The sequence below is a fragment of the Amycolatopsis xylanica genome (assembly GCF_900107045.1).
GTDB classification, from domain to species: Bacteria; Actinomycetota; Actinomycetes; order Mycobacteriales; family Pseudonocardiaceae; genus Amycolatopsis; species Amycolatopsis xylanica.
The window spans coordinates 956,416-979,825 of the sequence record NZ_FNON01000003.1; the positions used below are offsets into that span (position 1 = coordinate 956,416).

20 protein-coding genes are annotated in these 23,410 nt (G+C 68.2%); 10 read left to right on the forward strand and 10 right to left on the reverse strand.

The annotated features are described in order from the left end of the window. Positions 1-49 precede the first annotated feature (49 nt). Complete coding sequence (locus BLV57_RS18085; protein WP_091290034.1) at positions 50-454, forward strand: tetratricopeptide repeat protein; 405 nt, start codon at positions 50-52, stop codon at positions 452-454. On the opposite strand, the gene BLV57_RS18090 is transcribed toward BLV57_RS18085, so the two are convergent. Further along, the gene (locus BLV57_RS18090) at positions 423-1,004 is read right to left on the reverse strand and encodes a helix-turn-helix domain-containing protein (RefSeq protein WP_091290035.1); all 582 of its coding nucleotides are present in this window, start codon (positions 1,002-1,004) and stop codon (positions 423-425) included. The two genes, BLV57_RS18085 and BLV57_RS18090, sit on opposite strands and share 32 nt — an antisense overlap. A gap of 58 nt (positions 1,005-1,062) precedes the next feature. On the opposite strand from BLV57_RS18090, the gene BLV57_RS18095 reads away from it, so the two are divergent. Further along, positions 1,063-1,917: an NAD(P)/FAD-dependent oxidoreductase gene (locus BLV57_RS18095; protein WP_091290037.1), complete on the forward strand. Its 855-nt coding sequence runs from the start codon at positions 1,063-1,065 to the stop codon at positions 1,915-1,917. 195 nt (positions 1,918-2,112) lie between these two features. On the opposite strand, the gene BLV57_RS18100 is transcribed toward BLV57_RS18095, so the two are convergent. Next, a complete protein-coding gene (locus BLV57_RS18100) occupies positions 2,113-2,946 on the reverse strand; it encodes a lysozyme family protein (protein WP_342741200.1) in 834 nt (277 codons plus the stop codon). Positions 2,947-3,207: 261 nt separating this feature from the next. On the opposite strand from BLV57_RS18100, the gene efeU reads away from it, so the two are divergent. The 3 genes from efeU to efeB are packed head-to-tail and all read left to right on the forward strand — an operon-like array spanning position 3,208 to position 6,424. Next, the gene (efeU, locus tag BLV57_RS18105) at positions 3,208-4,050 is read left to right on the forward strand and encodes an iron uptake transporter permease EfeU (protein ID WP_091290039.1); all 843 of its coding nucleotides are present in this window, start codon (positions 3,208-3,210) and stop codon (positions 4,048-4,050) included. A 44-nt stretch (positions 4,051-4,094) separates the two neighbouring features. After that, the gene (gene efeO, locus BLV57_RS18110; RefSeq protein WP_176968695.1) at positions 4,095-5,183 is read left to right on the forward strand and encodes an iron uptake system protein EfeO; all 1,089 of its coding nucleotides are present in this window, start codon (positions 4,095-4,097) and stop codon (positions 5,181-5,183) included. After that, entirely contained in the window at positions 5,180-6,424 is a 1,245-nt protein-coding gene (gene efeB, locus BLV57_RS18115; RefSeq protein ID WP_091290042.1) for an iron uptake transporter deferrochelatase/peroxidase subunit, read from the forward strand. Before efeO ends, efeB begins: the two co-directional genes overlap by 4 nt. 462 nt (positions 6,425-6,886) lie before the next feature. Here the strand turns inward: efeB and BLV57_RS42875 are convergent, their stop codons facing one another. The 4 genes from BLV57_RS42875 to BLV57_RS18130 form a co-directional block, all read right to left on the reverse strand. Beyond that, on the reverse strand, positions 6,887-7,606 hold the full coding sequence (locus BLV57_RS42875) for a lasso peptide biosynthesis B2 protein (protein WP_143047091.1): 720 nt from the start codon (positions 7,604-7,606) through the stop codon (positions 6,887-6,889). Then, positions 7,572-9,293: an asparagine synthase gene (locus tag BLV57_RS18125; RefSeq protein WP_176968668.1), complete on the reverse strand. Its 1,722-nt coding sequence runs from the start codon at positions 9,291-9,293 to the stop codon at positions 7,572-7,574. The genes BLV57_RS42875 and BLV57_RS18125 overlap by 35 nt, the downstream gene beginning before the upstream one ends. 149 nt (positions 9,294-9,442) lie before the next feature. Next, the gene (locus BLV57_RS44400; protein WP_176968669.1) at positions 9,443-9,622 is read right to left on the reverse strand and encodes a lasso RiPP family leader peptide-containing protein; all 180 of its coding nucleotides are present in this window, start codon (positions 9,620-9,622) and stop codon (positions 9,443-9,445) included. Between the two features lie 172 nt (positions 9,623-9,794). Further along, positions 9,795-11,015 (reverse strand): ROK family transcriptional regulator, encoded by a 1,221-nt coding sequence (locus BLV57_RS18130; protein WP_091290046.1) that lies wholly within the window; start codon positions 11,013-11,015, stop codon positions 9,795-9,797. Between the two features lie 277 nt (positions 11,016-11,292). On the opposite strand from BLV57_RS18130, the gene BLV57_RS18135 reads away from it, so the two are divergent. Then, complete coding sequence (locus tag BLV57_RS18135) at positions 11,293-12,318, forward strand: LLM class flavin-dependent oxidoreductase (protein ID WP_091290048.1); 1,026 nt, start codon at positions 11,293-11,295, stop codon at positions 12,316-12,318. A 13-nt stretch (positions 12,319-12,331) separates the two neighbouring features. Here the strand turns inward: BLV57_RS18135 and BLV57_RS18140 are convergent, their stop codons facing one another. Beyond that, positions 12,332-13,249 (reverse strand): nucleoside triphosphate pyrophosphohydrolase, encoded by a 918-nt coding sequence (locus BLV57_RS18140; protein ID WP_176968670.1) that lies wholly within the window; start codon positions 13,247-13,249, stop codon positions 12,332-12,334. Next, positions 13,246-14,217: a SurA N-terminal domain-containing protein gene (locus BLV57_RS18145; RefSeq protein WP_245757369.1), complete on the reverse strand. Its 972-nt coding sequence runs from the start codon at positions 14,215-14,217 to the stop codon at positions 13,246-13,248. The genes BLV57_RS18140 and BLV57_RS18145 overlap by 4 nt, the downstream gene beginning before the upstream one ends. A gap of 84 nt (positions 14,218-14,301) precedes the next feature. On the opposite strand from BLV57_RS18145, the gene BLV57_RS18150 reads away from it, so the two are divergent. Further along, entirely contained in the window at positions 14,302-14,703 is a 402-nt protein-coding gene (locus tag BLV57_RS18150; RefSeq protein WP_091290050.1) for a hypothetical protein, read from the forward strand. 136 nt (positions 14,704-14,839) lie between these two features. Then, entirely contained in the window at positions 14,840-17,689 is a 2,850-nt protein-coding gene (locus BLV57_RS18155; RefSeq protein WP_091290052.1) for a LuxR C-terminal-related transcriptional regulator, read from the forward strand. A 62-nt stretch (positions 17,690-17,751) separates the two neighbouring features. On the opposite strand, the gene BLV57_RS18160 is transcribed toward BLV57_RS18155, so the two are convergent. After that, positions 17,752-18,084 carry a hypothetical protein gene (locus BLV57_RS18160; RefSeq protein WP_091290054.1) on the reverse strand — a complete coding sequence of 111 codons (333 nt, stop codon included), beginning with the start codon at positions 18,082-18,084 and terminating at the stop codon, positions 17,752-17,754. Positions 18,085-18,487: 403 nt separating this feature from the next. Between BLV57_RS18160 and BLV57_RS18165 the strand changes: the two genes are divergently transcribed. Both BLV57_RS18165 and BLV57_RS18170 read left to right on the forward strand, forming a co-directional pair. Then, positions 18,488-19,069, forward strand: a complete 582-nt coding sequence (locus tag BLV57_RS18165) for an ArsR/SmtB family transcription factor (protein ID WP_091290057.1) — start codon at positions 18,488-18,490, stop codon at positions 19,067-19,069. 5 nt (positions 19,070-19,074) lie between these two features. Beyond that, entirely contained in the window at positions 19,075-19,800 is a 726-nt protein-coding gene (locus tag BLV57_RS18170; RefSeq protein ID WP_091290059.1) for an SRPBCC family protein, read from the forward strand. A 53-nt stretch (positions 19,801-19,853) separates the two neighbouring features. Here BLV57_RS18170 and mfd read toward each other — a convergent pair whose 3' ends face one another. Continuing rightward, positions 19,854-23,393, reverse strand: a complete 3,540-nt coding sequence (mfd, locus tag BLV57_RS18175) for a transcription-repair coupling factor (protein ID WP_091290061.1) — start codon at positions 23,391-23,393, stop codon at positions 19,854-19,856. Positions 23,394-23,410: the final 17 nt, after the last annotated feature.

Here is a 23,410-nt window from a genome sequence, read left to right on the forward strand (position 1 = left end):
TTTCAAGCAGCGGGAAACACCCCGAGTACCGGGTAAAGTCGGGGGGACCATGATTGACGAGACGGCGGGACCGGAGCAGGCCGGGGAAGCCCGGTTTCTAGCCTTTCGGCGGGCGGAGGCCCTGGTCGAAAGGCGGCGTCCGCTCGACGCCTTGAAGGCGCTCGAACCGCTGCTCGACGAAGAGCCCGACAAACCGAGCGTGCAGCTGCTGGCCGCCCGCGCGTACTTCCACTCCGCGCAGCTGGGCCGCGCCGAGCGCGCGTTCACCAAGGTCCTGGAGCTGGACCCGACCGATCACTACGCGCGGTTCGTGCTCGGCAGGACGCTGCAGCGGATGGCGCGGTATCCCGAGGCACTCACCCAGATGCGGATGGCGGCGGCGATGCACCCCATCCCCGAGTACCTCGAGGCGATCGCCGAGGTCAACGCGAGGATTGCCCTCGGCGGGCCCTAGCCTTCAGGTGGGCTTTCTCACCCTGCTTGCCGAACAGCACCAGCACCTCGGCGGGCCCGCCGTCGGCGCCGAACCAGTGCGGGAAGTGCGTGTCGAACTCCGCCGCCTCGCCGGGGCCCATGGTGAAGTCCTGATCGCCGAGTAGCGCCCGCACCCGGCCGCTGAGCACGTACAGCCACTCGTACCCCTCGTGCGTGCGCTGCACGGGCGGGTCGTTTTCGGGGTGCATCAACAGTTTCAGCGCCTGCGGCTGGCCCGGCTGCGCGGTCAGCCGCCACGCGGTGAACCGGCCGAACTTCGTCGCCTTGATCTGCACCCGGGGGTCGTCGGGCGGAGGCGCGCCGACCAGGTCGTCGAGCGGGACTTGATAAGCCCTGGCAAGCGTCAGCAGCAGCTCGAGCGTCGCGCGGCGCTGCCCGGACTCGAGCCGCGACAACGTGCTCGACGAGATGCCCGTCTGCTCGGCGAGCGCCGCCAGCGTGGTGCCGCGCTCCCGGCGGAGCCGCTTCAGGCGCGGGCCGACCTCGTCGAGCACCTCTTCGATGTTCATGTTGCCAAAATAGCAAGTATCTTTGCCAGTTTCGGGCGTTCGTGCGGAACCTGGGGTCATGACTTATGACGTGGTGATCATCGGTGGCGGCCCGGCGGGCCTGAACGCGGCGTTGATGCTGGCCAGGGCCCGGCGGCGGATCGTGGTGGTCGACGGTGGCAGCCCGCGCAACGCCCCTGCGACCCATCTGCACGGCTATCTGACCCGCGACGGCCTCGCGCCATCGGAATTCCTGCGCCTCGGCCGGGAGGAGGTCGCGGGCTACGGCGGCGAATTCATCGACGACGTCGCGATCCGCCTGCGGCACGACCGCGCGGTCGAACTCGCGGGCGGCCGAGTGCTCCAGGCGCGGCGGGTACTGGTGACGACAGGCCTGATCGACGAGCTGCCGGACATCCCCGGCGTGCGCGAGGGCTGGGGTTCGACGGTGTTGCACTGCCCTTACTGCCACGGCTGGGAAGTGCGCGACCGCCCGCTCGGGGTGCTCGGCGGGCACGAGCGTTCCGCGCACCAGGCCTTGCTGGTCCGGCAGTGGTCGGCGGATCTGGTGTTCTTCCCGCATACCGGCTCGTACGAGCTGGAACCCTTGGAGCGCAACGGAATCCGGGTCGTCCCGGGCAAGGTGGAGCGCATCGCCGACGACGGCGTGCACCTGGCGAGCGGCGACTTCGTGCCGCGCGAAGCCGTCTACGTGGCTCCGGAGTTCCGGCCCCGTGACCGGCTGCTCGACCAGGTCGGCTGCGCACGCGGCGCCGACGGCCTGGTGACGGTCGACGCCAACGGCAGGACCAGCGTCGGCTGGGTCTGGTCGGCTGGCAACACGGTCGACGCCTTCCTCCAGGTCATCGGCGCGGCCGCCGCAGGCGCCCAAGCCGGCGCCTACCTCAACGCCGACCTGCTCACCACCACCTGACCCCCTGCTCGGCCTGGGAAAAAAATCCCAATGTGGCTTTCGTCAGCTTCCGTCTGACGAAAGCCACATTGGCACGCTGAGACCTGACCAACGCCACATTGGGATTTTTTTCCCGAGGCCGGGGCGGGTCCGAGAGCCCGAAAGCCACTTTCGTCAGGTGAGATCTGACGAAAGTCACTTTCGGGCTTGGGCGGGTCAGGGTGGGCTGGCGGCGGCGAAGGCGTCGGCCGCGATGAAGACGTCCTGGCCGTAGGCGGTGGCCCCGTTGTAGGCGAAAAGTGCCTTCCACCAGCCGGCCGGGGTGGCGAGGTCGTCGCCGGAGCCGCACAGGATGCGGGCGGCCGTGAAGGCGGAGTCGTCGATGTTCTGCGGGTCGGGCCTGGCGCCGTCGCCGTCGGCGCGGGCGGCCCAGCGTTCCCAGGTGGACGGGAGGATCTGGAGCGGGCCGACGGCGCGGTCCCAGTGCGGGTCGCCGTCGAGCCTGCCGCCGTCGGAGTCGGGCACCGACGGGACGCCGGGCGAACCGTCGAGTACCGGGCCGGTGATCGGCAGCGCCGCGCGGCCGTCCGCGCCGATCACCACGGCGGTGAAGTTGCCGCGCTGCGCCTCGACCCGGCCGATGCCTGCCAGCGTCGGCCAGGTCAGGTGGCACCCGGACTTCTGCGAGCGCATCCACATCTCCGCGCGGCCGTACGCGGCGAGCACACGCGCGGGCACCTGGCTCTGCGCCGCCACCTTCGCCGCCCAGGCCTCGAGTTCGACCTGGTCGGAGATCTTCGGCCGGTCCTCCGGGGCGGCGAGCGCGGCGTGCGGGACGGCGGCGCCCGGCTGCGGCCTCGGATCCGGCGGCGGCAGCGGCGCGGGCGTCGGCGCCGCGGTCTGTTCACCGCCCGGCCGGGTGACGCCGACGGTCAGGATGAGGATGAGCGCGGTGAGGATCAGCCCCACGGTGAGCGCGATCCGGCCGAGTAGTCGCCGGGCAGGCGGCTGTGACGACGGAGGCAGAACGTCAACCGGGGGCTCGACCACCCGAACAGGTTACTTCCACCGTCACACGTAAGAGTGATCACCGCAGGTCATGGCCAACGGAAGGTAAAAATGCCAGGTCCGCCACACCGTCCGCCGAATTCGTTATGGAAGCCACAAAGTGGCCGCTGACCTGCGGTTACCCTAACCTAACTCGGCAAAACCGCCTGATATGCGCGTTTTGTCCCATCGCCGCGACTGGACTTACAGGCAAGCCTTACCTAAAAACATCTGGACATGTGTTGGCGGTGAGGAGGAACGACCGTGGTGTTCTCGAGCGCGCTCATCGGGCTCCGCGAGGGTCTGGAAGCGGCTCTCGTCGTCAGCATCCTGGTCGCCTTCCTGGTCAAGACCGACCGCAAGCACGCGCTGCGCTGGGTCTGGCCCGGCGTCGGGACCGCGGTGCTGCTCTCGGTCGCGGTCGGCGCGATCCTCACCTACACGACCGCGCAGCTGGGCTTCGAGCAGCAGGAACTGCTCGGCGGCGCGCTGTCGATCGTCGCCGTCATCTTCGTCACCGCGATGATCTTCTGGATGCGCAAGGCGTCGCGCAGCATCGCCGCCGAACTGCGCGGCAAGATGGACGAGGCGCTCAACGTCGGCCCGCTCGCGGTGCTGCTGCTCTCGTTCCTCGCGGTCGGCCGCGAAGGCCTCGAGACCGCCGTCTTCTTCTACTCGGCCGTGCAGACCGCGCAGTCCGGCACCGCGCAGCCGCTGATCGGCTTCTCGATCGGCATCCTCGTCGCGGTCGTGCTCGCCTACCTGCTCTACCGCGGCGCCGTCCGCTTCAACCTGGGCGTGTTCTTCACGGTCACCGGCGTGCTGCTGGTGTTCGTGGCCGCCGGCGTGCTCGGCTACGGCCTGCACGACCTGCAGGAGGCGCGTTTCCTGCCCGGCATCGATTCCCTCCTCTTCGACGCGTCGGCAAGGCTGCCGGAGACCTCCTGGTACGGCGCGCTGCTCAAGGGGATCTTCAACTACTCGCAGCAGACCACCAAGCTGCAGGCGATCGCGTGGCTGGCCTACGTCGTGATCGTCCTCCCGCTGTTCCTCAGGCCGACGACGAAAACCGTGCAACCCCCCGCGAACGCGGGCGTGAAGGAGTGACCGTGTTCAAGAAGACTCTCGCCGTCGTAGCCGGTGTCGGCGCCATGACCGCGCTGACCGCTTGCGGCGGCAAGGAGGACACGGGGGCCGCCGCGGGCGGCCCGGTCAAGGTCGACGCCTCGGACACGGCGTGCGCGGTCTCGGCCAACACGGCCGCCGCGGGCAACGTGACGTTCGAGATCACCAACAAGGGCGCCAAGGTCACCGAGTTCTACCTCTACGGCGAGGGCGACCGGATCATGGGCGAGGTCGAGAACATCGCCCCGGGCCTGAGCCGCAGGCTGATCGTCGAGGTCACCGAAGCGGGCAAGTACCAGGCGACCTGCAAGCCGGGCATGGCCGGTTCGGGCATCCGCAGCGACTTCACGATCACCGGCGGCGCGGCCAAGCAGAACGACACCAACGCGCAGAAGTCCGCGGCGACCAAGAGCTACGCGGCCTACATCGCCAACAACGTCACCGCGCTCGAAGAGGAGACGGCCAAGTTCGTCGCCGCGGTCAAGGCGGGCAAGGCCGACGAGGCCAAGACGGCGTACGCGCGCACCCGGACCTACTACGAGCGCATCGAGCCGGTCGCCGAGAAGTTCGGCGACCTCGACCCCGCGATCGACATCCGCGAGGCCGACGTCGAAGCCGGGCAGAAGTTCACCGGTTTCCACCGCCTGGAGAAGGACCTGTGGACCACCGGGCTGCAGCCGGACAGCGGCGAGATCGCCGACAAGCTGCTCGCCGACGTCAAGGAGCTCGGCACGAAGGCGAAGGCGCTCGAGCTGACCGCGCTCGACCTCGCCAACGGCGCGAAGGGCCTGCTCGACGAGGTCGCCACCGGCAAGATCACCGGTGAGGAGGAGACCTTCTCGCACACCGACCTGTGGGACTTCCAGGCCAACCTCGACGGTTCGAAGGGCGCGATCAACGCGCTGCGCCCGCTGCTGCAGGACAAGGACGCCGCGCTCGTGTCCACTTTGGACAAGGAGTTCAACAACGTGCAGGCGCTGCTCGACAAGCAACGCGCCGGCGACGGTTTCAAGCTCTACACCGAGCTTTCGAAGGACCAGATCAAGGAATTCGCGTCGGCCGTCGACGCGCTGTCCGAGCCGCTGAGCAAGGTCGCGGAGGTAGTGGCGAAATGAGTGAGGTTTCCCGTCGCAAACTGTTCGGCATGGCAGGCGCCGGCGCCGCCCTCGTGGGCACGGGCGCCGCGGTCGGCTTCGGCATCGACCGGCTGAACGGCGGGAACCCGGCGCAGGCCGCGGTGACCACGGTCCCGTTCCACGGCGAGCACCAGGCGGGCATCGTCACGCCCGCGCAGCCGAACCTGCATTTCGCCGCGCTGGACGTGAAGACCAAGGACCGCGAGAAGCTCGTCAAGCTGCTGCGCACCTGGACCGAAGCGGCCAAGCGGATGACCGCGGGCGCCGAAGTCGTGCCGGGCGGCGCGTACGGCGGCGCCAAGGAGGCGCCTCCCGGCGACACCGGCGAGGCGCTCGACCTCCCGGCCTCGTCGCTGACGCTGACCATCGGCTTCGGCCCGTCGCTGTTCGACGACCGCTTCGGCCTCGCGGCCAAGCGCCCGGCAGGCCTGATCGACCTGCCGCTGTTCCCGAAGGACAAGCTCGACCCGGCGCGCGGCGGCGGCGACCTCTGCATCCAGGCCTGCGCCGACGACCCGCAGGTCGCCGTGCACGCGATCCGCAACCTGGTGCGGCTGGGCTTCGGCGTGACCGAGGTCCGCTGGTCCCAGCTCGGCTTCGGCCGCAGCTCGTCCACCTCGGTCACGCAGACGACCCCGCGTAACCTGTTCGGCTTCAAGGACGGCACGCGCAACATCAAGGCCGAGGACACCGACGCGCTGCGCGACCAGGTGTGGCTCACCGCGGAAGACGGCCAGCCGTGGATGGCGGGCGGGTCGCTGCTGGTGGTCCGCCGCATCCGGATGCACATCGAGACCTGGGACCGCGAGCCACTGGCCGGCCAGGAGGCGATCATCGGCCGCACCAAGGGTTCCGGCGCCCCGCTCGGCCAGACCAACGAGTTCGACGAGGTCGACCTCCACGTCGGCGGCAAGGACGGCGAGAAGCTCGTCGCCGAGGACGCGCACGTCCGCCTCGCCTCGCACGAGACGCTCAACGGCGCGAAGATCCTGCGCCGCGGCTACAACTTCGTCGACGGCTCCGACGGCGTCGGGCACCTCGAGGCCGGGCTGTTCTTCCTGGCCTTCAACCGGGACACGCGCAAGCAGTATGTCCCGATGCAGCAGGCGCTGTCGGCCAAGGACGCGATGATGGAGTACGTCCAGCACACCGGCTCGGCGCACTTCGCGATCCCGCCGGGCGTGCGCGAAGGCGGTTTCTGGGGCGAAGGCCTCTTCTGATGGCTCGGCCTGGCCCGGGAATCCCCGGACTCCCAAGCCAGGCCGAACCTGCCCCACTCTGCCCCGCGTCGTTTCGCAATCAAGCCCCGCGCGAGGACGAACTTCAATTCCGACGCGGAGCCGCCGCTACCGGGAACATCGAAGTTCATTCCGAACTCACATCCGGGCTGTGGACACCCGTGGCATCGACCTCGGGTCTGCTTCGGGGGAATCAAGCTGTCAAAACTGCTTCAGAAGCGGGTTGCCGCACGTCGGCTCATCAGTGAAACTCGCAGAAAGAGCAGCCACCGACAGAAAGTTGACTCCCATGAACATCCAACTCTGGCTCGACGCGAGATGTATCACGATTCCGCCCCTTCCGACACTGAAGCGGCTTGTACTACTCATTGTCATCATCTGGGTTTTGGTCGGAAACATCGAGATGGCATTGTTTCAGGCCATCGTGAACCAATCGCACTGACCTCACCGCTTCAAGACACACCGATAGTCGGAGAATTCAGGGTCGGGCGCGTTGAGTACAGCCACTCCCTTCACCTCAGCCCAAGCGTGAAATCGGTATGGGTCATCGGCCACCCCGATGACCCAGTCAACTCGTCGCCGCGCGAAACAGGCTGCGACCACGGCCGCGAGCGAAAGCTCCAGACAGGCAGCCCTGCCCGGGTACCGCCGTGCGGCTCGCTCGGTGGCGACGACGGCACGGGCAAGGTCGGCTTCGGTCGCATCCGCTCGACACCACCGGCGTTTGCCTGTGTCCACGAACCACAGTGCCCACCGAAACGGCAGCATTGTCAGCACCAACGCGACGACGAACGCCGTCCGAGCGCCGCGGTGCCGGGCCCGCCCCGCGAGATCCTCCGCGCTCACCGATCTCGGGGTCGGCTGTGACGATCCAGTCGGATTGGGTCGCACTTTGCTGGTTTTGACAACCAGTCCCCGATCGAGCAAATCGGCCAGCAGCCCATGGGCGTCGTCTTTGATCCGCTGGCGCAAGTCCGTGGAACATCCTTCTTGCATACCGCGGACAGCCAGGTCGAAATCACCGGTCCGGCACAGTTCCTCCCACAGCGTCTGTGCGGCGTCGTTGAAGGAGTACCAGCATCCAGAACGGATATCGAGCACGACGGTCCCGCCATTCGCGGTGTGCCCGCTACGAACATGACTCGGCACGCACAACAGATCCACGTACTGTCTCCTCGTCACGGTGGGAGGTCTGTAACCACAGGTCGACACCAAGCAGCCGGTTGAGCGCCGGAACAGGGGCCCGCACACGGGCCACGATCGCGTCGAGCGAGCCACGGACCGCGACTGGATCGATCACTCGTTGTTCGGCCAGCTTCAACGTGGCCACCCTGCGCCGCAGGCTCGCGGCAGCCCGCTTGGCACCCCGGTAGTCCTCGATCGTGTAGCTGCCCTTGGTGGTACGAGAGAAAATCTCACCGGGTACCAAGCCCGACAACGCCTGTCGCAGCAGAGGTTTGAAAGCTCCCTTGCGGGCCCGCTCGTGCGCGGGCACCAGCAGACAGGCTCGAATGACGTTGTTGTCGAGAAACGGCGCATGCGGCCAGACTCCGAACTCCCTGGCGTTCTCTCCGAGCTGGCGATGAAACGCGCCAGCTGCCCGCAGCTCCCCCAACGCGGCGAAGTCACCGGCGGCCAAGCCTTCGTACGGTTCCACGTTCGCCGTGGCCGCTCTCACGAGTTCGGCGAGTTCTATTCGAGCCTGCTCGGTGAGCCAAGCGAGTTCCGCACCTGGTTCCGGCCACCAGCCAATCGCGTCCGACCATTGGGTGTTGCGATCCAGCGGTCGCTCGATCCTGAGGGCGAGCCGACGCAGCGCTCGTTCCAAAGAGGTCAAAGACAACCGCACCGACCTCGCCATGACATCCGCCCGCGAAAGCCTTCTTGCCTTGGCCTGCAGCCTGCATTCATCCACCAGGCGTCCGAAGGCACCAACTTGGGCCAGTCCAGCCAAATACGCGGGCGGTGGCACCAGGAGAGCGTCGCCGCCATCGCCATCGAGGTGAATACCACGCCCGGTCTCGGCTACTCGGGCAAGCCTCGTTCTGGTGCGTGCGCTGGCCGCTACGGCAAAGTCCGGCAGATCACCGTGGGCCGCGGACAGCGACTGATAGCTCAGCGTGTCCTCGGAGCCGTGGACGACCACATGCCTGAGCCGCTCGTCCAGCGACACATATCGTTCGGCATGGACAAGGTCATCCGCAGGAGAGTCAGGATTGTGGTAGGTGAACACGTCGAGTGGCCTGTTCAGACGACCTGAGGCCAGAAACGCCACCGATGATGAGTCCAGGCCTCCGCTGAAGTCTGCTGTGAGATGCCCTCCGCTGTCGACCCTGGCATTGACAGCCTCCGACAACGCGGCACGCAGGGCTGTCGCCGCATCATCAAAATGAGCGTCAGGGTGCGGCACGAGCCGGTCATAAGTCCACACAGAACAGCTACCCGTGGCCGATACTCTGAGGGCCTGCCCTCCACCCAGTCGTGAAACGCCCGAGTAGACCGACCGCGGTTCTGTAAGTGGTGGGACAGCCGGGCAGAAGACCTGAGCAAGCAAGGTCAACACATCCGGTTGCGGCCGCATCTTCGCGACTTCGGCCACACCACGAGGCCGCGTGCCTATGACCGTCTCGCCCTTGCCCTCGCAGTAGTACAGCGGGTACTGACCAGCCAGGTCGACTAGCGCGGTAAGACTGTCCTCGCGTACTAAAATGGCCAGGTAGGAGCCTGGCCAGCAAGTCAGCGAGGTGAGGTCGCCCGACCTCAAGACCTTGTCCAGGTCAGCTCTCATCCGAGCCGATGTCGCGAGGCATTGTCCGGCAACGATCAGCAGGCCGTCATCGCGAGAAACCACGCGAAGCTCACCTGGGCGCCAGCTACCGCTCACCCACTGAGAGACGAGGTCGCCCCATGACGGCCGACACCGGGCGTCGGGTCGGGGCATGGAGCCCGCAGCGAACGGGAACGCACCGAGAATTCCAGGCAACGGCGCGCGCACTAGCCCTACCAGTAATACTGCGAGTTCGAATCCGCGTTCCCACTGGACGAACTGCCGAGGGTCACCTTGCGGACACTGCCGAGCGTGAACAGCCGCGGCGGCTCGTACTCACAGAGTCGATCTGTTGTACGCGTGGCCGAGCGGGACAGGCGAACCTGCCACAGTCGTGCGCTGATCAGCTTCACGGCTTGAATCCCTGTAGGTCCCTATAAAAACGGTATCCCCCCGGGCCAACGAGACCAGGAGGGAACAGTCCGGTGGTGCACCCGGCTGCGTTCTGCAGCATAAACCTGCGACTGTTGGCTGCGTCACTCGGGCTGGGCAGAGCTCCGTCAGCGCGAGGCGGCAAGACTCCGGTCAGTGCGACGGCAGAGCGCCGGCTGGGTGCGACTGCCGCCAGCGTAATCCCAGTATCAAGGCACCATAGGCCTCAGCGAGCGCGTCCAGCCGGCTCCGACGCAACGTGAAACCCTCGGCGCCGCTGACCGCCGCAGCGAGACCGTACCGACGCAACTCGTGTTCGCAAGGAGTGAGTACGAGCTCGTCCGCCGAAGAGAGTTCGCCGCCAAGGACGATAAGCCGAGGATTTATCAGGTTCACCAGCTGAGCCAGCGCGAAACCCAGCGCACGACCGGCGTCGGCAAGCACTCGCGCGCACACCGCGTCACCCTCCCGCGCGCGCTCGATCACCGAGGTCAGCGAACGGGGCACATCGTCACTGCCATGGCGAAATGCTCGACGAACCTGAGACAGCAAGGCTTCCGCACCGGCGGTCGCGTCCAAACAACCCCGGCCGCCGCACAAGCAGATCGCTCCGTCACGGTCTACCGTCAAATGGCCGATTTCGCCGGCAACACCGCGGTCACCACGATGGAGTTTGTCACCGATCACGATTCCCGCACCGATTCCCGTCGATGCCTTCACGTAGACCACGGTCTCGATCGGCTCCTCGAGCCCGTAAATCTGCTCCGCGAGAGCGCCGAGGTTGGCATCGTTGTCGAGAGCGACGTGCAGGCCGAGTAAGTCACTCAAGCCTGCCGCGGGACGATCGTCGAGGCTCCAAGGCGGGAGGACCGGTGTCGTGAGCCAGCCGGTCCGCGGATCGATCATCCTCGGCACCGCCATCCCCGCTGACACGACATCATCTACACGGAGCGAGGTTTCCGTGGCCGCCTCATTGATCATCTCCCAGATGATCGGGACGATACGGCCCAAACCTTGTTCCGCGCCGTCCGCTCTGCGCCGCACCACGATCTCATCAGGCCTGGCGTCGACCCGTCTGATGATGACCGTGGTCCGCCGAAACCCGACGTCGATTCCGACAGCCAAACCTCGGACAGGCCGCAGACGCACTTTGCCGCGCCCTTTACCTCGCTCGGCTTCACCTCGTTCACCGTCGACGATGCCGGCCTCGACAAGTTCCTGGACCGCAGTCGAAACCGATGCAGCGGACACGCCCATCCGATAGGCGATCCGAGACTGTATGTCGGCCTTGATCATGATTTCGATGATCAATTTCCGGCGGTTGATTTCCCGCGTTCCGGCAACTGCACCGAGGAGTTCATGAGCTTCGAGCATCTCCCCCTCTTCCCAGCAGTCGCCGTCACCGTCAACCTGAAAATGAAGACATTAATCCTATCATGCAAAAGTTCAATTCGAACTCAGCGACCGCCAGTCGTTAGCCTGGTACAACGAATACCGAAGAGGAGGTCACACGAATTGTGGCGATCGGCAGTCAGCAACCATCCATCTGCGTGAACAGCCTTACCCGAAGAGAGCAAGCCTGAGCCTACGAACGGACCACAGTGTGGACATCGTTGACCTTGACGGCGGGCAGTCGGCAAGGTCAACGGCCATGCGGCCGAAATTCGGGGTCTGGGCACTGGTTTACGGCTCGTGGGGCCCGTTCGATCATCCCGAGGATCCCGTCGACGCGTCGTGGGAGCGCAATCGCGATCTGATCGTCGAGGCGGACAAGCTCGGCTTCGACTCGACGCTGATCGCGCAGCATGTCGTGAACCCGTTCGGCGATGAGCTCGACCAGCTCGAGACTTGGACGGCCGCGGCCGCGCTCGCCGCGCTGACCGAACGCATCGAGATCATCGCGGCGATCAAGCCGTATCTCGTGCACCCGGTCGTGCTCGCCAAGCAGGCGTCGCAGATCGGGCAGATCAGTGGCGGGCGGTTCGGGTTGAACCTGGTCAACGCCTGGTTCAAGCCCGAACTGGAGCGGGCGGGCATCGCGTTCGCCGAGCACGACGAGCGGTACGCGTACGGGCGTGAGTGGATCACCGTCGTGCGGGAGCTGCTCGAAGGCAAGCGGACTTCCTTTGACGGCAAGTACTTCCAGGTCGAGGACTACCAGCTGCGGCCGGTCGCCGACCCGCGTCCGACGATCTACGTCGGCGGTGAGTCGGACCCCGCGAGGGCGCTTGTCGCGGACAAGGCCGATCTCTGGTTCATAAACGGCCAGCCGCGCGAAGAGGTCGCAAGGCTTATCAAGGACGTCGCCGCGCGACCGCGTGACGGCGATCCTGTGCGCTTCGGGCTCTCAGGGTTTGTCATAGCGCGAGAGACCGACGAAGAGGCCGAAGCCGAACTCGCCTCGCTGTGGGAGCTCGCCGAGGCGGGCAAGGCACGCTGGGAATCGTTGGTGGCCAACGCGGATCCGAAGGCCGTCATGTTCCAGACGTTCGCGAAGTACCCGCACATCGGCACGAACGGCGGCACCGCGGCGGGCCTCGTCGGCAGTTACGAGACCGTCGAGCGGCGCATCCGTGAGTGGGTGGAGCTGGGCATCGAGACGTTCCTGCTCCAGTTCCAGCCCTTCGAACACGAGATGCGCCGCTTCGCCGAACACATCTTTCCGCGCTTTCGCTGACCGCGGCAGCCAGTCACGACCCCGGGGCCGGCCAGAAGCGGCGCCACCCGTCGGCTTCCAGTGCACTGGGTTCGACGCCGGCGGCACGAGCCGCGTCTTCGGCGGCGCGCAGGTCCGCGACGAAGGCCTTGGCCACCGCGCGCAGCTCGCCCTCGGGGTCGACGCCGGCGCGGCGAGCTGTGGCCGCCACCCGGAAAAGCTGCTCAGCGGCCGAAGTACCACCGGGGAAGAGGTCGAGCGGGACGCCCGCCCGGCCCGAGCGCTGGCCGAGCTTGCCTGCCAGCGCGACCGCCGGCTGGCCGAGCGCCACGCCGTCCACAATGGACTGGCGGCGTTTCTCGGCCTGCTTGAGCTCTTCCCACTTGAGTTCCTGGTGCTCGGCCGTGTGCACGCGATCCGCGTCGGCGAAGACGTTCGGGTGCCTGCCGACCAGCTTGCCGACCAGGTCGCGGGCGACGTCGTCGACGTCGAACGGGTCGGCCGGGTCCTCGGCCGCGACGCGCGCGTGGAACAGCACCTGCAGCAGCACGTCGCCGAGCTCCTCGCGCAGGGCGGCGCGGTCGCCGGTTTCGATCGCGTCGAGCAGCTCGTAGGTCTCCTCGACGAGGTACTGCCGCAGCGACTCGTGCGTCTGCACCGCGTCCCACGGGCAGCCGCCGGGCGAACGCAGCCGGTCCATCACGGCGACCGCTTCGACCAACGGCGGCTTCGGCACGTCGATGACACGCGAACCGGCCGCGATCATCGCCGCCGCTGATGGATCGGTGACGGAAGCGGTCAGCAGCACCACCGACCCGGTCAGCAGCTTGTCGACGTTCGGCGCGGGCTCCAGCCCGTCCACCGGGACCGTCGAGTAGACGGCGTCCGCCGCGCGGACGGCGGCCAGTGCCTCGGCCGAGAGCACGCCGTCGCGCGTGAGGACGACGGTCACGGCTTCGGCGTGGTTCCGCTGATCGGCAGGACCGCGCCCTGGGTGGTGGCCTCGTTCTCGGCGAGCCCCATCGCGATCGGGTCCCACACGCCGTAGCGCGGGCTGATCTTGGCGTTGAGCTCGGCGAACGCGGGCTGCAGCAGCCGCAGCCCGTACAGCGCGACCTGGTCGCGGCCCGGCGCCTGCTGCGGGTCGACCGGGGCGGGCGCACCGATCGCGCGGGCACGGACGACCACCACGACCCAGCTCAGCTGCTGCGGGCTGAGCTGGAAGGTCAGCACGGAGTTCACGGGCGCGCCGAACACCGGGTACGCGCCCGGCTGCGACTGGGACGCGATCAGCTTGAGGCCCAGCTGCGGCTGCTTGTCCTGCTTGATCTCGTTCGCCGCGACCTCCGGCGAGGACGCGAACCGCTTCGCCGTCGCGAAGGCCTTGTCACGGGCCGTCTTCGCGTCGACGGAGCCCGCGGCGTCATCGCCGCCGATGCTCATCGCGTCGATGGTGACGGTCTGGGTCGAGAACGACTTCTGGCCGATCTTCTCCTGCAACAGCAGGTCGGTCAGCACCTGCGCACGGTCGCGGACCCGCGAGACCAGCTCGGGCGCGACGTTGCCGGTCTCGCCGGCCGAGGCCATCGGCTGGGCCAGCGGGTCGTTCTGCATGGCGGCGGCCAGCTCGGCGGCGCTCACGGAGACGTTCTCCCGCTTCGCGACCAGCGTGGTCAGCTCATGCAGCACCTCCTGCCGGACCACTTCGCGGCCGACCAGCGAGAGCTTGTGCTGCTGCGCCAGCTGCTGCGCGGCAGGCTGCTCTTTGACCGCCTTGTCGATGAGCCGCTGCACGTCGTCGACCGAAATCGTGCGCCCGTTGATGATCGCCGCGGCGCCGACCTGACCCGGCCCGGAACCACATCCGGCGAGCAGCAGGCATCCGGCGAGGACGGCGACCAGCGCACGTGGGCGCCCCATGATCCGTATCACAGGCCTTACCCTCTCATATCCCTTCCCCCGGAACGCAACATCGGGCCGCCTGACACGCGTAGCCTGGGGCTCATGGACCACTGGCTGTCCATCGAAGTCGGGAACGGCGCCTTCCCCGCGTCAGCCTGGAAGCGTGCCCACGGTGACGACCTCATCGAAGCGGCGCTGACCAACGGCGCGCGGCACTGGATGTGGCACGACCACCGCCAAGGCGTGGTGCTGGAGATCGAGTTCAGCTCCGAGGAGCAGCGCGACCGCTTCCGTCACCTGCCCGCGGTGCTGGCCCCGCTCGACGCGGTCCCGGATCCTGAGAACGCGCTCTTCGTCTATCCCGGCCGCGGCGGCGGCTCCGGCTCGCGGGTGCCGCACCGGCCACGGCCCCGGCCTTCCTCCGGCGCGGGCGCGCTGCCGGAGCCGAAGGAAGAGCTGACCATGGGCCTGGCGCAGGCCGAGCCGCCACCGGTTCGTTTCTGACCAAATAAACTTCGGGAAACGCTTCCCCGGGCGGATCACTTCCCCATAACATTGAGCTCTGCAATGCCATTCCCACTCAGCGTGAACTCACCCGAGCGCGCCCGAGAACAGAAGGGAATCGAGACGCGTGAGATCGATGGAAAGAAGTGATCCGCGCTACCTTACGGGTGGGAAAACGCAGATAGGGGTTGACCGGGGTGCCGAGCTGGCCCTGGTCACGCACCTTCTGAGCGAGAGTGTCAGGTCGGTACCCGGAATTGGTTGCATTGAGGGAAGCATCGGCCTCGGTAAAACATCGGTTCTCCAGGAAACCATCCGAACCGCAAAAGATTTCGGATTTCTCATACTGAGCTCGCGTGCTTCGGCCACCGAGACCGGTTTCGGGCTCGGCGTTGTCACGCAGCTTTTCGAACCTTCATCGGCGAATCCGATGAATCCGCCGCCCGACACCGTCCTGTGCTGTGGCGAGGTCGGCTCGTGCCCGCATCAGGGTGAGCTCAGCGAGCAGCGGATCCTGCAGGGCCTGTACCGCGCGGTCCGCAGGCTGGCCGAAACCTCGCCCGTGCTGATCGCCGTCGACGACGTCGAGCACGCCGACCTGCCCTCGCTCAACTGGCTCGCGTACCTCCGCAGGCGCTTCGACGAACTGCCGGTCGCCGTGGTCGTCACACGCGGCTCGGCGCACGACGACCACGACCCCGGGCCGCTGCGCGAGGTCATCGGCGGCGCCACGCGCATCGGTCTCACCGGGCTCGATCTCCAAGCGTGCGCTCGGATGCTCGTCTCCGCGTACGGCGGCCCGGTCGCGAACGAGTTCGCCGCCACCTGCCACGAGGCCACCGCCGGGAACCCGCATCTGCTGCGCGAGCTGCTGCGTGAACTGCGCGCCGCGAACCTGCCGCCGTCCGCGCGCACGGCCGCCGACCTGCTCACCCACGCGCCCGCCGAGATTTCCCGCGAGATGCTTTCGCGCCTGCGTCAAGGCGGGCCCGAGGCGCCGGAACTGTTCCGCGCCGTCGCCGTGCTGACCACCGCGAGCCTCGAACTCGCGACGGCCGCCGCCGGGATTCCCCGTGAGAGCGCCGGAAAAGCCGCGCAGACGGCGGTCGGGCTCGGGCTGTGCACGCCGGGCGAGCCGATCGCGCTCGTGCATCCGCTCGTCCGCGGCGCGGTCGTCAACGGGATGACGGCCGTCGAGCGCAGCCGCATCCACGCGCGCGCCGCCCAGTTCCTGCGCGAGGGTTTCGCTCCCGCCGGCCACATCGCGCGCCACCTGCTCGAAGCGGAACCGATCGGCGAGCCGTGGGCGCAGGCGTCGCTGCGCGAAGCCGCCGAACACGCGATGGCCGACGGCACGCCCGTCGAGGCGATCCGCTATCTCAACCGGCTGCTGCGCGAGCCGCTGCCCGAGGACGTGCGCGGCGAGATCCTCGTCCAGCTCGGTGAGGCGCAATGCCATGTCGACCCGCAGGCCGCACTCGGCTACCTGACCAAGGCCGCCGACCAGAACATGGAAGCGCCCGCCGAGGGCCGCATGGCGCTCGCGCTGGCCTACGGGCTCGGCCAGCGCGAGATGCACGGCGAGGCGGTCGCCACCCTCGAAAGCGCCATCATCCGGGTCGCCGCCGTCGACCCGGACCTGGCGCAACGTCTCGATCTCGCCGCCCTTTGCCTTGGCATGGAGGAGTCCTACGTCGCGCCCGCCGTCAAGGCCCGGATGCGGCGCCTGCTCACGACGCCGATGACGTCCGCGCAGAACGAGCGGCTGTTCACCGTCATCCGCGCCTTCCACACCAGCATGACCGGCGGGCACGCCGGCACCGCGATGCGGCTGCTGCACGCGTCGGGCGCGGTCACCCCGCGCAAGTCCGGTGAGGGGAACGGGCGGCAGATCGTCGACCAGTGGAGCTTCGCGTACGCGGTCGTCACGCTGCTCTCGCTCGACGAGCTCGAACTCGCGCGGCGGCTCTGCGCTGACGCGATCGCGACCACCGCCGACCGGGACCTGCCGGTGGCCAGCGCGCTCATCCTGGGCCTGCAATGCCATGTCGCGGGACGCCTCGGGCTCCTCCGCGAGGCCGAAACCGCGGCCGTCACCTCGCTGAAGCAGCTCGACAGCCTGGGCATCGAGCATGGCAGCAGTGTGATCGTCGCGGTGTCCGGCCTGGTCGCGGCGCTGATCGGGATGGGTGAGCTGCGGCGCGCCGCCGAGCTGCTCGCCGAGCGCGGGCTCGACGACGAACTGCCCGAATTCGCGCACTACGACACGGCGCTCTATCAGCGCGGCAGGCTGCGTGCGGCACTCGGCGACGACGAGGGCGCACTGCACGACCAGCTCGAGTGCGGGCGGCTGATGGAGAACCGCGGCGCGCGCAACGCCGCCCAGCCGTGGCTGGGCGAGGCAGCGCTCGCCTACGCGCGGCTCGGTGACCGTGATTCCGCGATCGCGTTCGCTCAGGAACAATTGCAGATCGCTCGCGACTGGGGAAAGCCGACGGAATTGGGAATCGCGCTCCGGGCGGCCGGTTTGGTCACCGGCGGTGAGAGCGGAGCCGAATTACTTTCGGAATCGGTGGCCGCGTTGCAGCGCTCACAGGCGAAAACGGAGCTCGCGCATTCTTTGATCGAATGGGGTGTGAGCCTGCGCGACCGGGAACGCCGCGCGGAGGCGTGCGCGTCGCTGCGTCGCGCGCACGAACTGGCGAAGGCGGCAGGCGCGATCCCGCTGATGAGCCGCGCGGCCGCGGAGCTGCGCGCGGCGGGTGGCCGGTCGTCGCGAGCGGGCCACGCCGACCCGACGACGCTGACCGAGCAGGAGCAGCACGTGGCGTCGCGCGCCGCGCAGGGACTGACCAACCGGGAGATCGCGCAGGAGCTGTTCGTCAGCTCGCGAGCGGTCGAGATGTACTTGACGCGTGCGTATCGCAAGCTCGGGATCCAGGGCAGACGCCAGCTCACCGACGCGCTGAATGTCGTTGCCCCGTAAGCGAAAGGTGTGGCACTGGAGCCCGGCGCCCCAGTGCCACACCCTTGCCGGAGCAGGATGGATCAGGCGGAGACGACGAGGCCCGCGACCAGCTTGCCGTCGACCTTGATGCCCACGGCCTTGACCTTGATGCCCGCCTTGATGGCGACCTTGACCTCGGTCAGGCTGTTGACCTCGACGTCGATCGACCCGCCACCCGCGAGGGCCAGCTTGAAGCCGCCGTTCACGGTCGCGGAGACGGTGCCGGTCAGCGCGACGACGAGCTGCTCGGAGGAGGCGGGAGCGGCCGGAGCCGAGGAGGCGGGTGCGGCGATGGCCTGGCCACCGGCCAGCAGCAGGCCAGCGGAGACGAGACCGAGGACGGCACCGGCGACACGACGGTTGTTCGAGATCATTGCATTTCCTTCCACGAAAACTACGGGTATCGGAGAATGAATGGGTACTGCGGGGTTTCGTGAACCGCCGGCCTGCTTTGTTCCGCTGACTCGAAGTGTTAGTTGCTGTCAGGGACTTTCTGCTTGCCTCGGTGCACTGAAACCAATTTCGCGGATTTCCGGGCCAATGTAAAGACGTACGTCTTAAACGTTCGTTGTACCGAACTTGCGCCCGATTTGTACTAGTTCACTTCGGGCCCGCTCACCGATACCGAGCGTCATTTCCCGCAGCCGGCCTTCGCTTTGGCGAACAGGTTCGGTGTTCAGAGGACCGAAAGCAGCACCCGCTGCGGCCGAATGGCCCACCAAACCCGACAACTTCACACTCCTTGACAAACGAACTTGTCGGTGCGACGGTGGTCCCATGTTCGAAGTTGCGGTGATCGACGATCCGGCCGCTGCCGAGGTCTCCCTGGATCCCATCCGAGCCCGGCTGCTGGCCGAACTGGCCGAGCCCGGCTCGGCCACCATGCTGGCCGCGAAGGTCGGCCTGCCCCGCCAGAAGGTGAACTACCACCTCAAGACGCTGGAGAAGCACGGCCTGGTCGAGCTCGTCGAAGAGCGCCGCAAGGGCAACATGAACGAGCGGCTGCTCCAGGCCACCGCCGGCGCGTACGTGATCTCGCCGACGGCCTTGTCCGCGGTCCAGCCGGACCCCGCGCGCTCACCGGACCGGCTGTCCGCGAGCTGGCTGCTGGCCGTCGCGGCCCGCCTGGTCCGCGACGTCGGCGACCTCATCACCGGCGCGTCCAAGGCGGGCAAGCGCGTCGCCACCTTCGCGCTGGACGGCGACGTCCGGTTCGCCTCCGCCGCCGACCGCGCGGCGTTCACCGAAGAACTGACCACCGCGGTCACCGCGCTGGTCGGCAAGTACCACGACGAGAGCGCCACGGGCGGGCGCGACCACCACCTCGTCATCGCCATCCACCCGAGCGTCAAGGAGTAGAGCAGATGGGCCGCGAATTCGAGCTGAGCAAGGAAGTCGAACTCGAAGCCAGCCCCGAAGTCGTCTGGGAGGCCATCGCCACCGGCCCTGGCATCGACTCGTGGTTCATGGGACCGCACACGGTCGAGCCGGGCATCGGCGGCAAGATGTCGATCGACCTCGGCGGCTTCCACGAGGAGTCCACGATCACGGCCTGGGACCCGCCGAAGCGCTTCGCCTACAAGACCGAGCCCGGCCCCGACGGCACGTTCCACGCGATGGAGTACCTCGTTGAGGGCCGTGAGGGTGGCAGCACGGTACTTCGCTTCGTGCACAACGGTTTCCTGAGCGACGAGTGGGGCTCCGAGTACGAGTCGCAGACGAGTCACGGCTGGGACATGTACCTGCACACCCTGGGCCAGTACGTGAAGTACTTCCCCGGCAAGCCGGGCACGTACGTCTTCCTCCAGACACCGGAAACCACCGACGCCTGGGACAAGCTTCTCGCGGGCCTCGGCCTCGAAGAGCCCTACGCCCAAGGCGATCCGGTCCACCTGACGCTCGACGGCCTGCCGCCCATCGACGGCGTGATCGACTTCGCGGTCCCCGGTTTCCGTGAGCTGCTGGGCATTCGCGGCACCGAGGGCCTGTACCGCTTCCACGGCGGCGGCGCGTCGATCGGGCTCGGGCACCACGCTTTCGGCGAACCGCACGCCGAAGCCTGGCAGGCCTGGGCCACCCGCACCTTCTAGGTCGTGAGTGTTCCGGCCGGTTAGAACCGGCCGGAACACTCACGACCCCTGGTCTAGGAGACGGGGGCCGGTGACTTGGTGAGCTGGGTCAGCAGCTTGGCGCACCAGGACAACAGCTCTTCGTCGCGCAGTGCTGGCGCGCCCATGCGGCCGCCCGCCGGGCCCTCGGTCGGCTTGGGCACCGAGACCGTCTTCGTGATCGCCTTGTAGAGCGCCTTCGGGTAGAGCCGCTTGAGACGGACCAGCTGGGAGTCCATCAGGGGCAGCGGGGCGAAGCGGATGGTGTTGCCCTGGACCGCGACCTCGGTGACCCCCGCCGCGCGGCAGGTGTGCCGGAACGCCGCGACCGCGAGGAGGCGGTTGACCGGCGCCGGGGGCTGGCCGTAGCGGTCGACCAGTTCCTCACGGACCGCGTCGAGGCCGTCGGCGTCGGGCGCGGCCGCGATCTTGCGGTAGGCCTCCAGCCGGAGGCGCTCGCCGGGGACGTAGTCGTGTGGGATGTGGGCGTCGATCGGGAGGTCGACGCGGACTTCCGCGAGCTCCTCCTCTTCGGTGGGCTCGGCGCCCGCGTGGCGGCGGAAGACGTCGACGGCCTCGCCGACCAGGCGGATGTAGAGGTCGAAGCCGACGCCCGCGATGTGCCCGGACTGCTCGGCGCCCAGGATGTTGCCCGCGCCGCGGATCTCGAGGTCCTTCATCGCGACGGCCATGCCCGCGCCCAGCTCGGTGTTCTGGGCGATCGTGGCGAGCCTGTCGTGCGCGGTCTCGGTCAGCGGGGCCTCCGGCGGGTACAGGAAGTACGCGTACCCGCGCTCGCGGCCACGGCCGACCCGGCCGCGGAGCTGGTGCAGCTGGGCGAGCCCGAGCATGTCACCGCGCTCGACCAGCAGGGTGTTGGCGTTCGAGATGTCCAGGCCGGTCTCGATGATCGTCGTGCAGACGAGGACGTCGTACTCGTTCTCCCAGAAGCCCTGGATGATCTTCTCGAGCTTCTCCTCGTTCATCTGGCCGTGCGCGGTGACCACGCGCGCCTCCGGCACGAGCTCGCGAATGCGCTTCGCGGCCTTCTCGATCGAGGAAACCCGGTTGTGCACGTAGAAGACCTGGCCGTCGCGCAGCAGCTCGCGGCGGATGGCCGCGCCGACCTGCTTGTCGTCGTACGCGCCGACGTAGGTCAGGATCGGGTGCCTGTCCTCCGGCGGGGTGAGGATGGTCGACATCTCGCGGATGCCGGCCAGCGACATCTCCAGCGTGCGCGGGATCGGGGTGGCCGACATGGTCAGCACGTCGACGTGCGTGCGCAGCGCCTTGATGTGCTCCTTGTGCTCGACGCCGAAGCGCTGCTCCTCGTCGACGATCACCAGCCCGAGGTCCTTGTAGCGGATTCCGGTCTGCAGCAGGCGATGCGTGCCGATGACGATGTCCACGTCGCCGTCGGCCAGGCCCTGCAGTGTGGCGTCCACTTCGGACTTGTCGGTGAACCGGGACAGGCCCTTGATGGTCACCGGGAACGCCTGCATCCGCTCGGCGAACGTGCTCAGGTGCTGCTGCGCGAGCAGCGTGGTCGGCACCAGCACGACGACCTGCTTGCCGTCCTGCACCGCCTTGAACGCCGCGCGCACCGCGATCTCGGTCTTGCCGTAGCCGACGTCGCCGCAGATGACGCGGTCCATCGGGACGCCGCGCTCCATGTCGGCCTTGACCTCGTCGATAGCGGCCAGCTGGTCGTTCGTCTCCTGGAACGGGAACGCGTCCTCCAGCTCGTTCTGCCACGGCGTGTCCGGCGCGAACGGGTGCCCGGGGGCCGCCTGGCGCGCCGCGTACAGCTGCACCAGCTCGGCGGCGATCTCCTTGACCGCCTTCTTCGCCTTGGCCTTGGTGTTCTTCCAGTCGGAGCCGCCGAGCTTGTTCAGCGTCGGCAGCTCGCCGCCGACATAGCGGGAGACCTCGTCGAGCTGGTCGGTCGGGACGAACAGCCGGTCGCCGGGGTGCCCGCGCTTCGACGACGCGTACTCCAGCAGCAGGTACTCGCGCGTCGCGCCGGCGACCGTGCGCTGGACCATCTCCACGAACCGGCCGATGCCGTGCTGGTCGTGCACCACGTAGTCACCCGCCTTGAGCGCCAGCGGGTCGACCGCGTTGCGGCGCCGCGACGGCATCTTGGCGTTCAAGTCCCTTGTGGACGCTCCGGCCGACGCGCCGCGCCCGGTCAGGTCCGACTCGCTGAGCACGACCAGCGCCAGCTCGGGCGAGACGAAGCCGTCCGACAGCGCGCCGCAGGTCACCGTCACCACGCCCGGCGCCGGCGCGGCGGTGAGCCCGTCCACCAGCGCGGCGGGCACCTCGGCCGCGGCGAACTGCTCGACCGCGCGGGTCGCGGTGCCGTGCCCGGCGACCACGACCACACAGGTCCCGCCGGCCGCGACGTGCGCGCGGATGTCGGTCATCGCCCGCTCGAGCTCGCCCCGGTACCCGGGCGCGGCCTCGATGGAGACCTGGTAGACGTCCTCGTGGGTCAGCTGCGACAGCGACCACCACGGCCGTTTGGTCTCCTGGGCGTGCGCCGCGACCTCGGCGAGATCCCGGTACGCCGAGGCGCCGAGGTCGATCGGCGCCTGGCCGCCGCTCGCGGCCGTGGTCCACGACGCCTCGAGGAACTCCTGCCCGGTGCGCACCAGGTCGTGCGCCCGCGCGCGGATCTTCTCCGGATCCGCGAGCAGGACGTGCGTCCCGGCGGGCATCGCGTCGGTGAGCAGCTCCAGCTCGCCTTCGCAGAGCACCGGGATGAGCGCTTCCATGCCCTCGCAAGGGATTCCCTCGGCGAGCTTGTTCAGCATCTCGGCGAGCTGCGCGTCGGCCGCGTACGTCTCGGCCAGCACCGCCGCCGTCTTCTTGACCGACGGGGTGAGCAGCAGCTCCCGGCACGGCGGCGCGGTGACCCGGGCGATCTCGCCGGGCAGCGAGCGCTGGTCGGAGACCGCGAACGCGCGGATCTCGCTGACCTCGTCGCCCCAGAACTCGACGCGGACCGGGTGCTGCGCGGTCGGCCCGAACAGGTCGAGTATGCCGCCGCGCACCGCGAACTCGCCGCGCTTCTCCACCATGTCGACGCGGGTGTAGGCCAGCTCGACCAGCCGCTCCAGCAGACCCTCGAAGCTCTGCTCCTCGCCGACGACCAGGTCGATCGGCGCGAGCGAGCCCAGGCCGGGCGCCATCGGCTGGATCAGGCTGCGGACGGTCGAGACGACCACCTTGAGGCCGTCGGAGCCCTGGTGCAGCCGGTGCAGCACCTCGAGTCTGCGGCCGACCGTGTCCGCGCGCGGGGACAGCCGCTCGTGCGGCAGCGTCTCCCACGACGGGAAGTCGGCGACCGCGTCCGCGCCGAGGAACGCCGAGAGCGCGGCCGTGAGCTCGTCGGCCTCGCGGCCGGTCGCGGTGACCACGAGCACCGGCTTGCCCTCGGCGGCGAGCGCGGCCGCGACGAGCTGGCGGGTGGCGACCGAGCCCTGCAGTTCGAGCAGCGGCGCACCCGCCCGCTCGAGCACTCCGCGCAGCGCGGGGTCGGGAAGGATGGCGGAAAGAAGTCCGGACAATGGAGCGTTTGTCACCG

Coding starts and splice junctions, on each gene's coding strand:
- BLV57_RS18155 (WP_091290052.1), top strand. CDS start 14,840: ATGGAAAGAAGTGATCCGCGCTACCTTACGGGTGGGAAAACGCAGATA.
- BLV57_RS18095 (WP_091290037.1), top strand. CDS start 1,063: ATGACTTATGACGTGGTGATCATCGGTGGCGGCCCGGCGGGCCTGAAC.
- efeO (WP_176968695.1), top strand. CDS start 4,095: ATGACCGCGCTGACCGCTTGCGGCGGCAAGGAGGACACGGGGGCCGCC.
- BLV57_RS18135 (WP_091290048.1), top strand. CDS start 11,293: ATGCGGCCGAAATTCGGGGTCTGGGCACTGGTTTACGGCTCGTGGGGC.
- BLV57_RS18090 (WP_091290035.1), bottom strand. CDS start 1,004: ATGAACATCGAAGAGGTGCTCGACGAGGTCGGCCCGCGCCTGAAGCGG.
- efeB (WP_091290042.1), top strand. CDS start 5,180: ATGAGTGAGGTTTCCCGTCGCAAACTGTTCGGCATGGCAGGCGCCGGC.
- BLV57_RS18160 (WP_091290054.1), bottom strand. CDS start 18,084: ATGATCTCGAACAACCGTCGTGTCGCCGGTGCCGTCCTCGGTCTCGTC.
- BLV57_RS18145 (WP_245757369.1), bottom strand. CDS start 14,217: ATGGGGCGCCCACGTGCGCTGGTCGCCGTCCTCGCCGGATGCCTGCTG.
- BLV57_RS18165 (WP_091290057.1), top strand. CDS start 18,488: ATGTTCGAAGTTGCGGTGATCGACGATCCGGCCGCTGCCGAGGTCTCC.
- BLV57_RS18130 (WP_091290046.1), bottom strand. CDS start 11,015: ATGCTCGAAGCTCATGAACTCCTCGGTGCAGTTGCCGGAACGCGGGAA.
- BLV57_RS18085 (WP_091290034.1), top strand. CDS start 50: ATGATTGACGAGACGGCGGGACCGGAGCAGGCCGGGGAAGCCCGGTTT.
- BLV57_RS18150 (WP_091290050.1), top strand. CDS start 14,302: ATGGACCACTGGCTGTCCATCGAAGTCGGGAACGGCGCCTTCCCCGCG.
- BLV57_RS18170 (WP_091290059.1), top strand. CDS start 19,075: ATGGGCCGCGAATTCGAGCTGAGCAAGGAAGTCGAACTCGAAGCCAGC.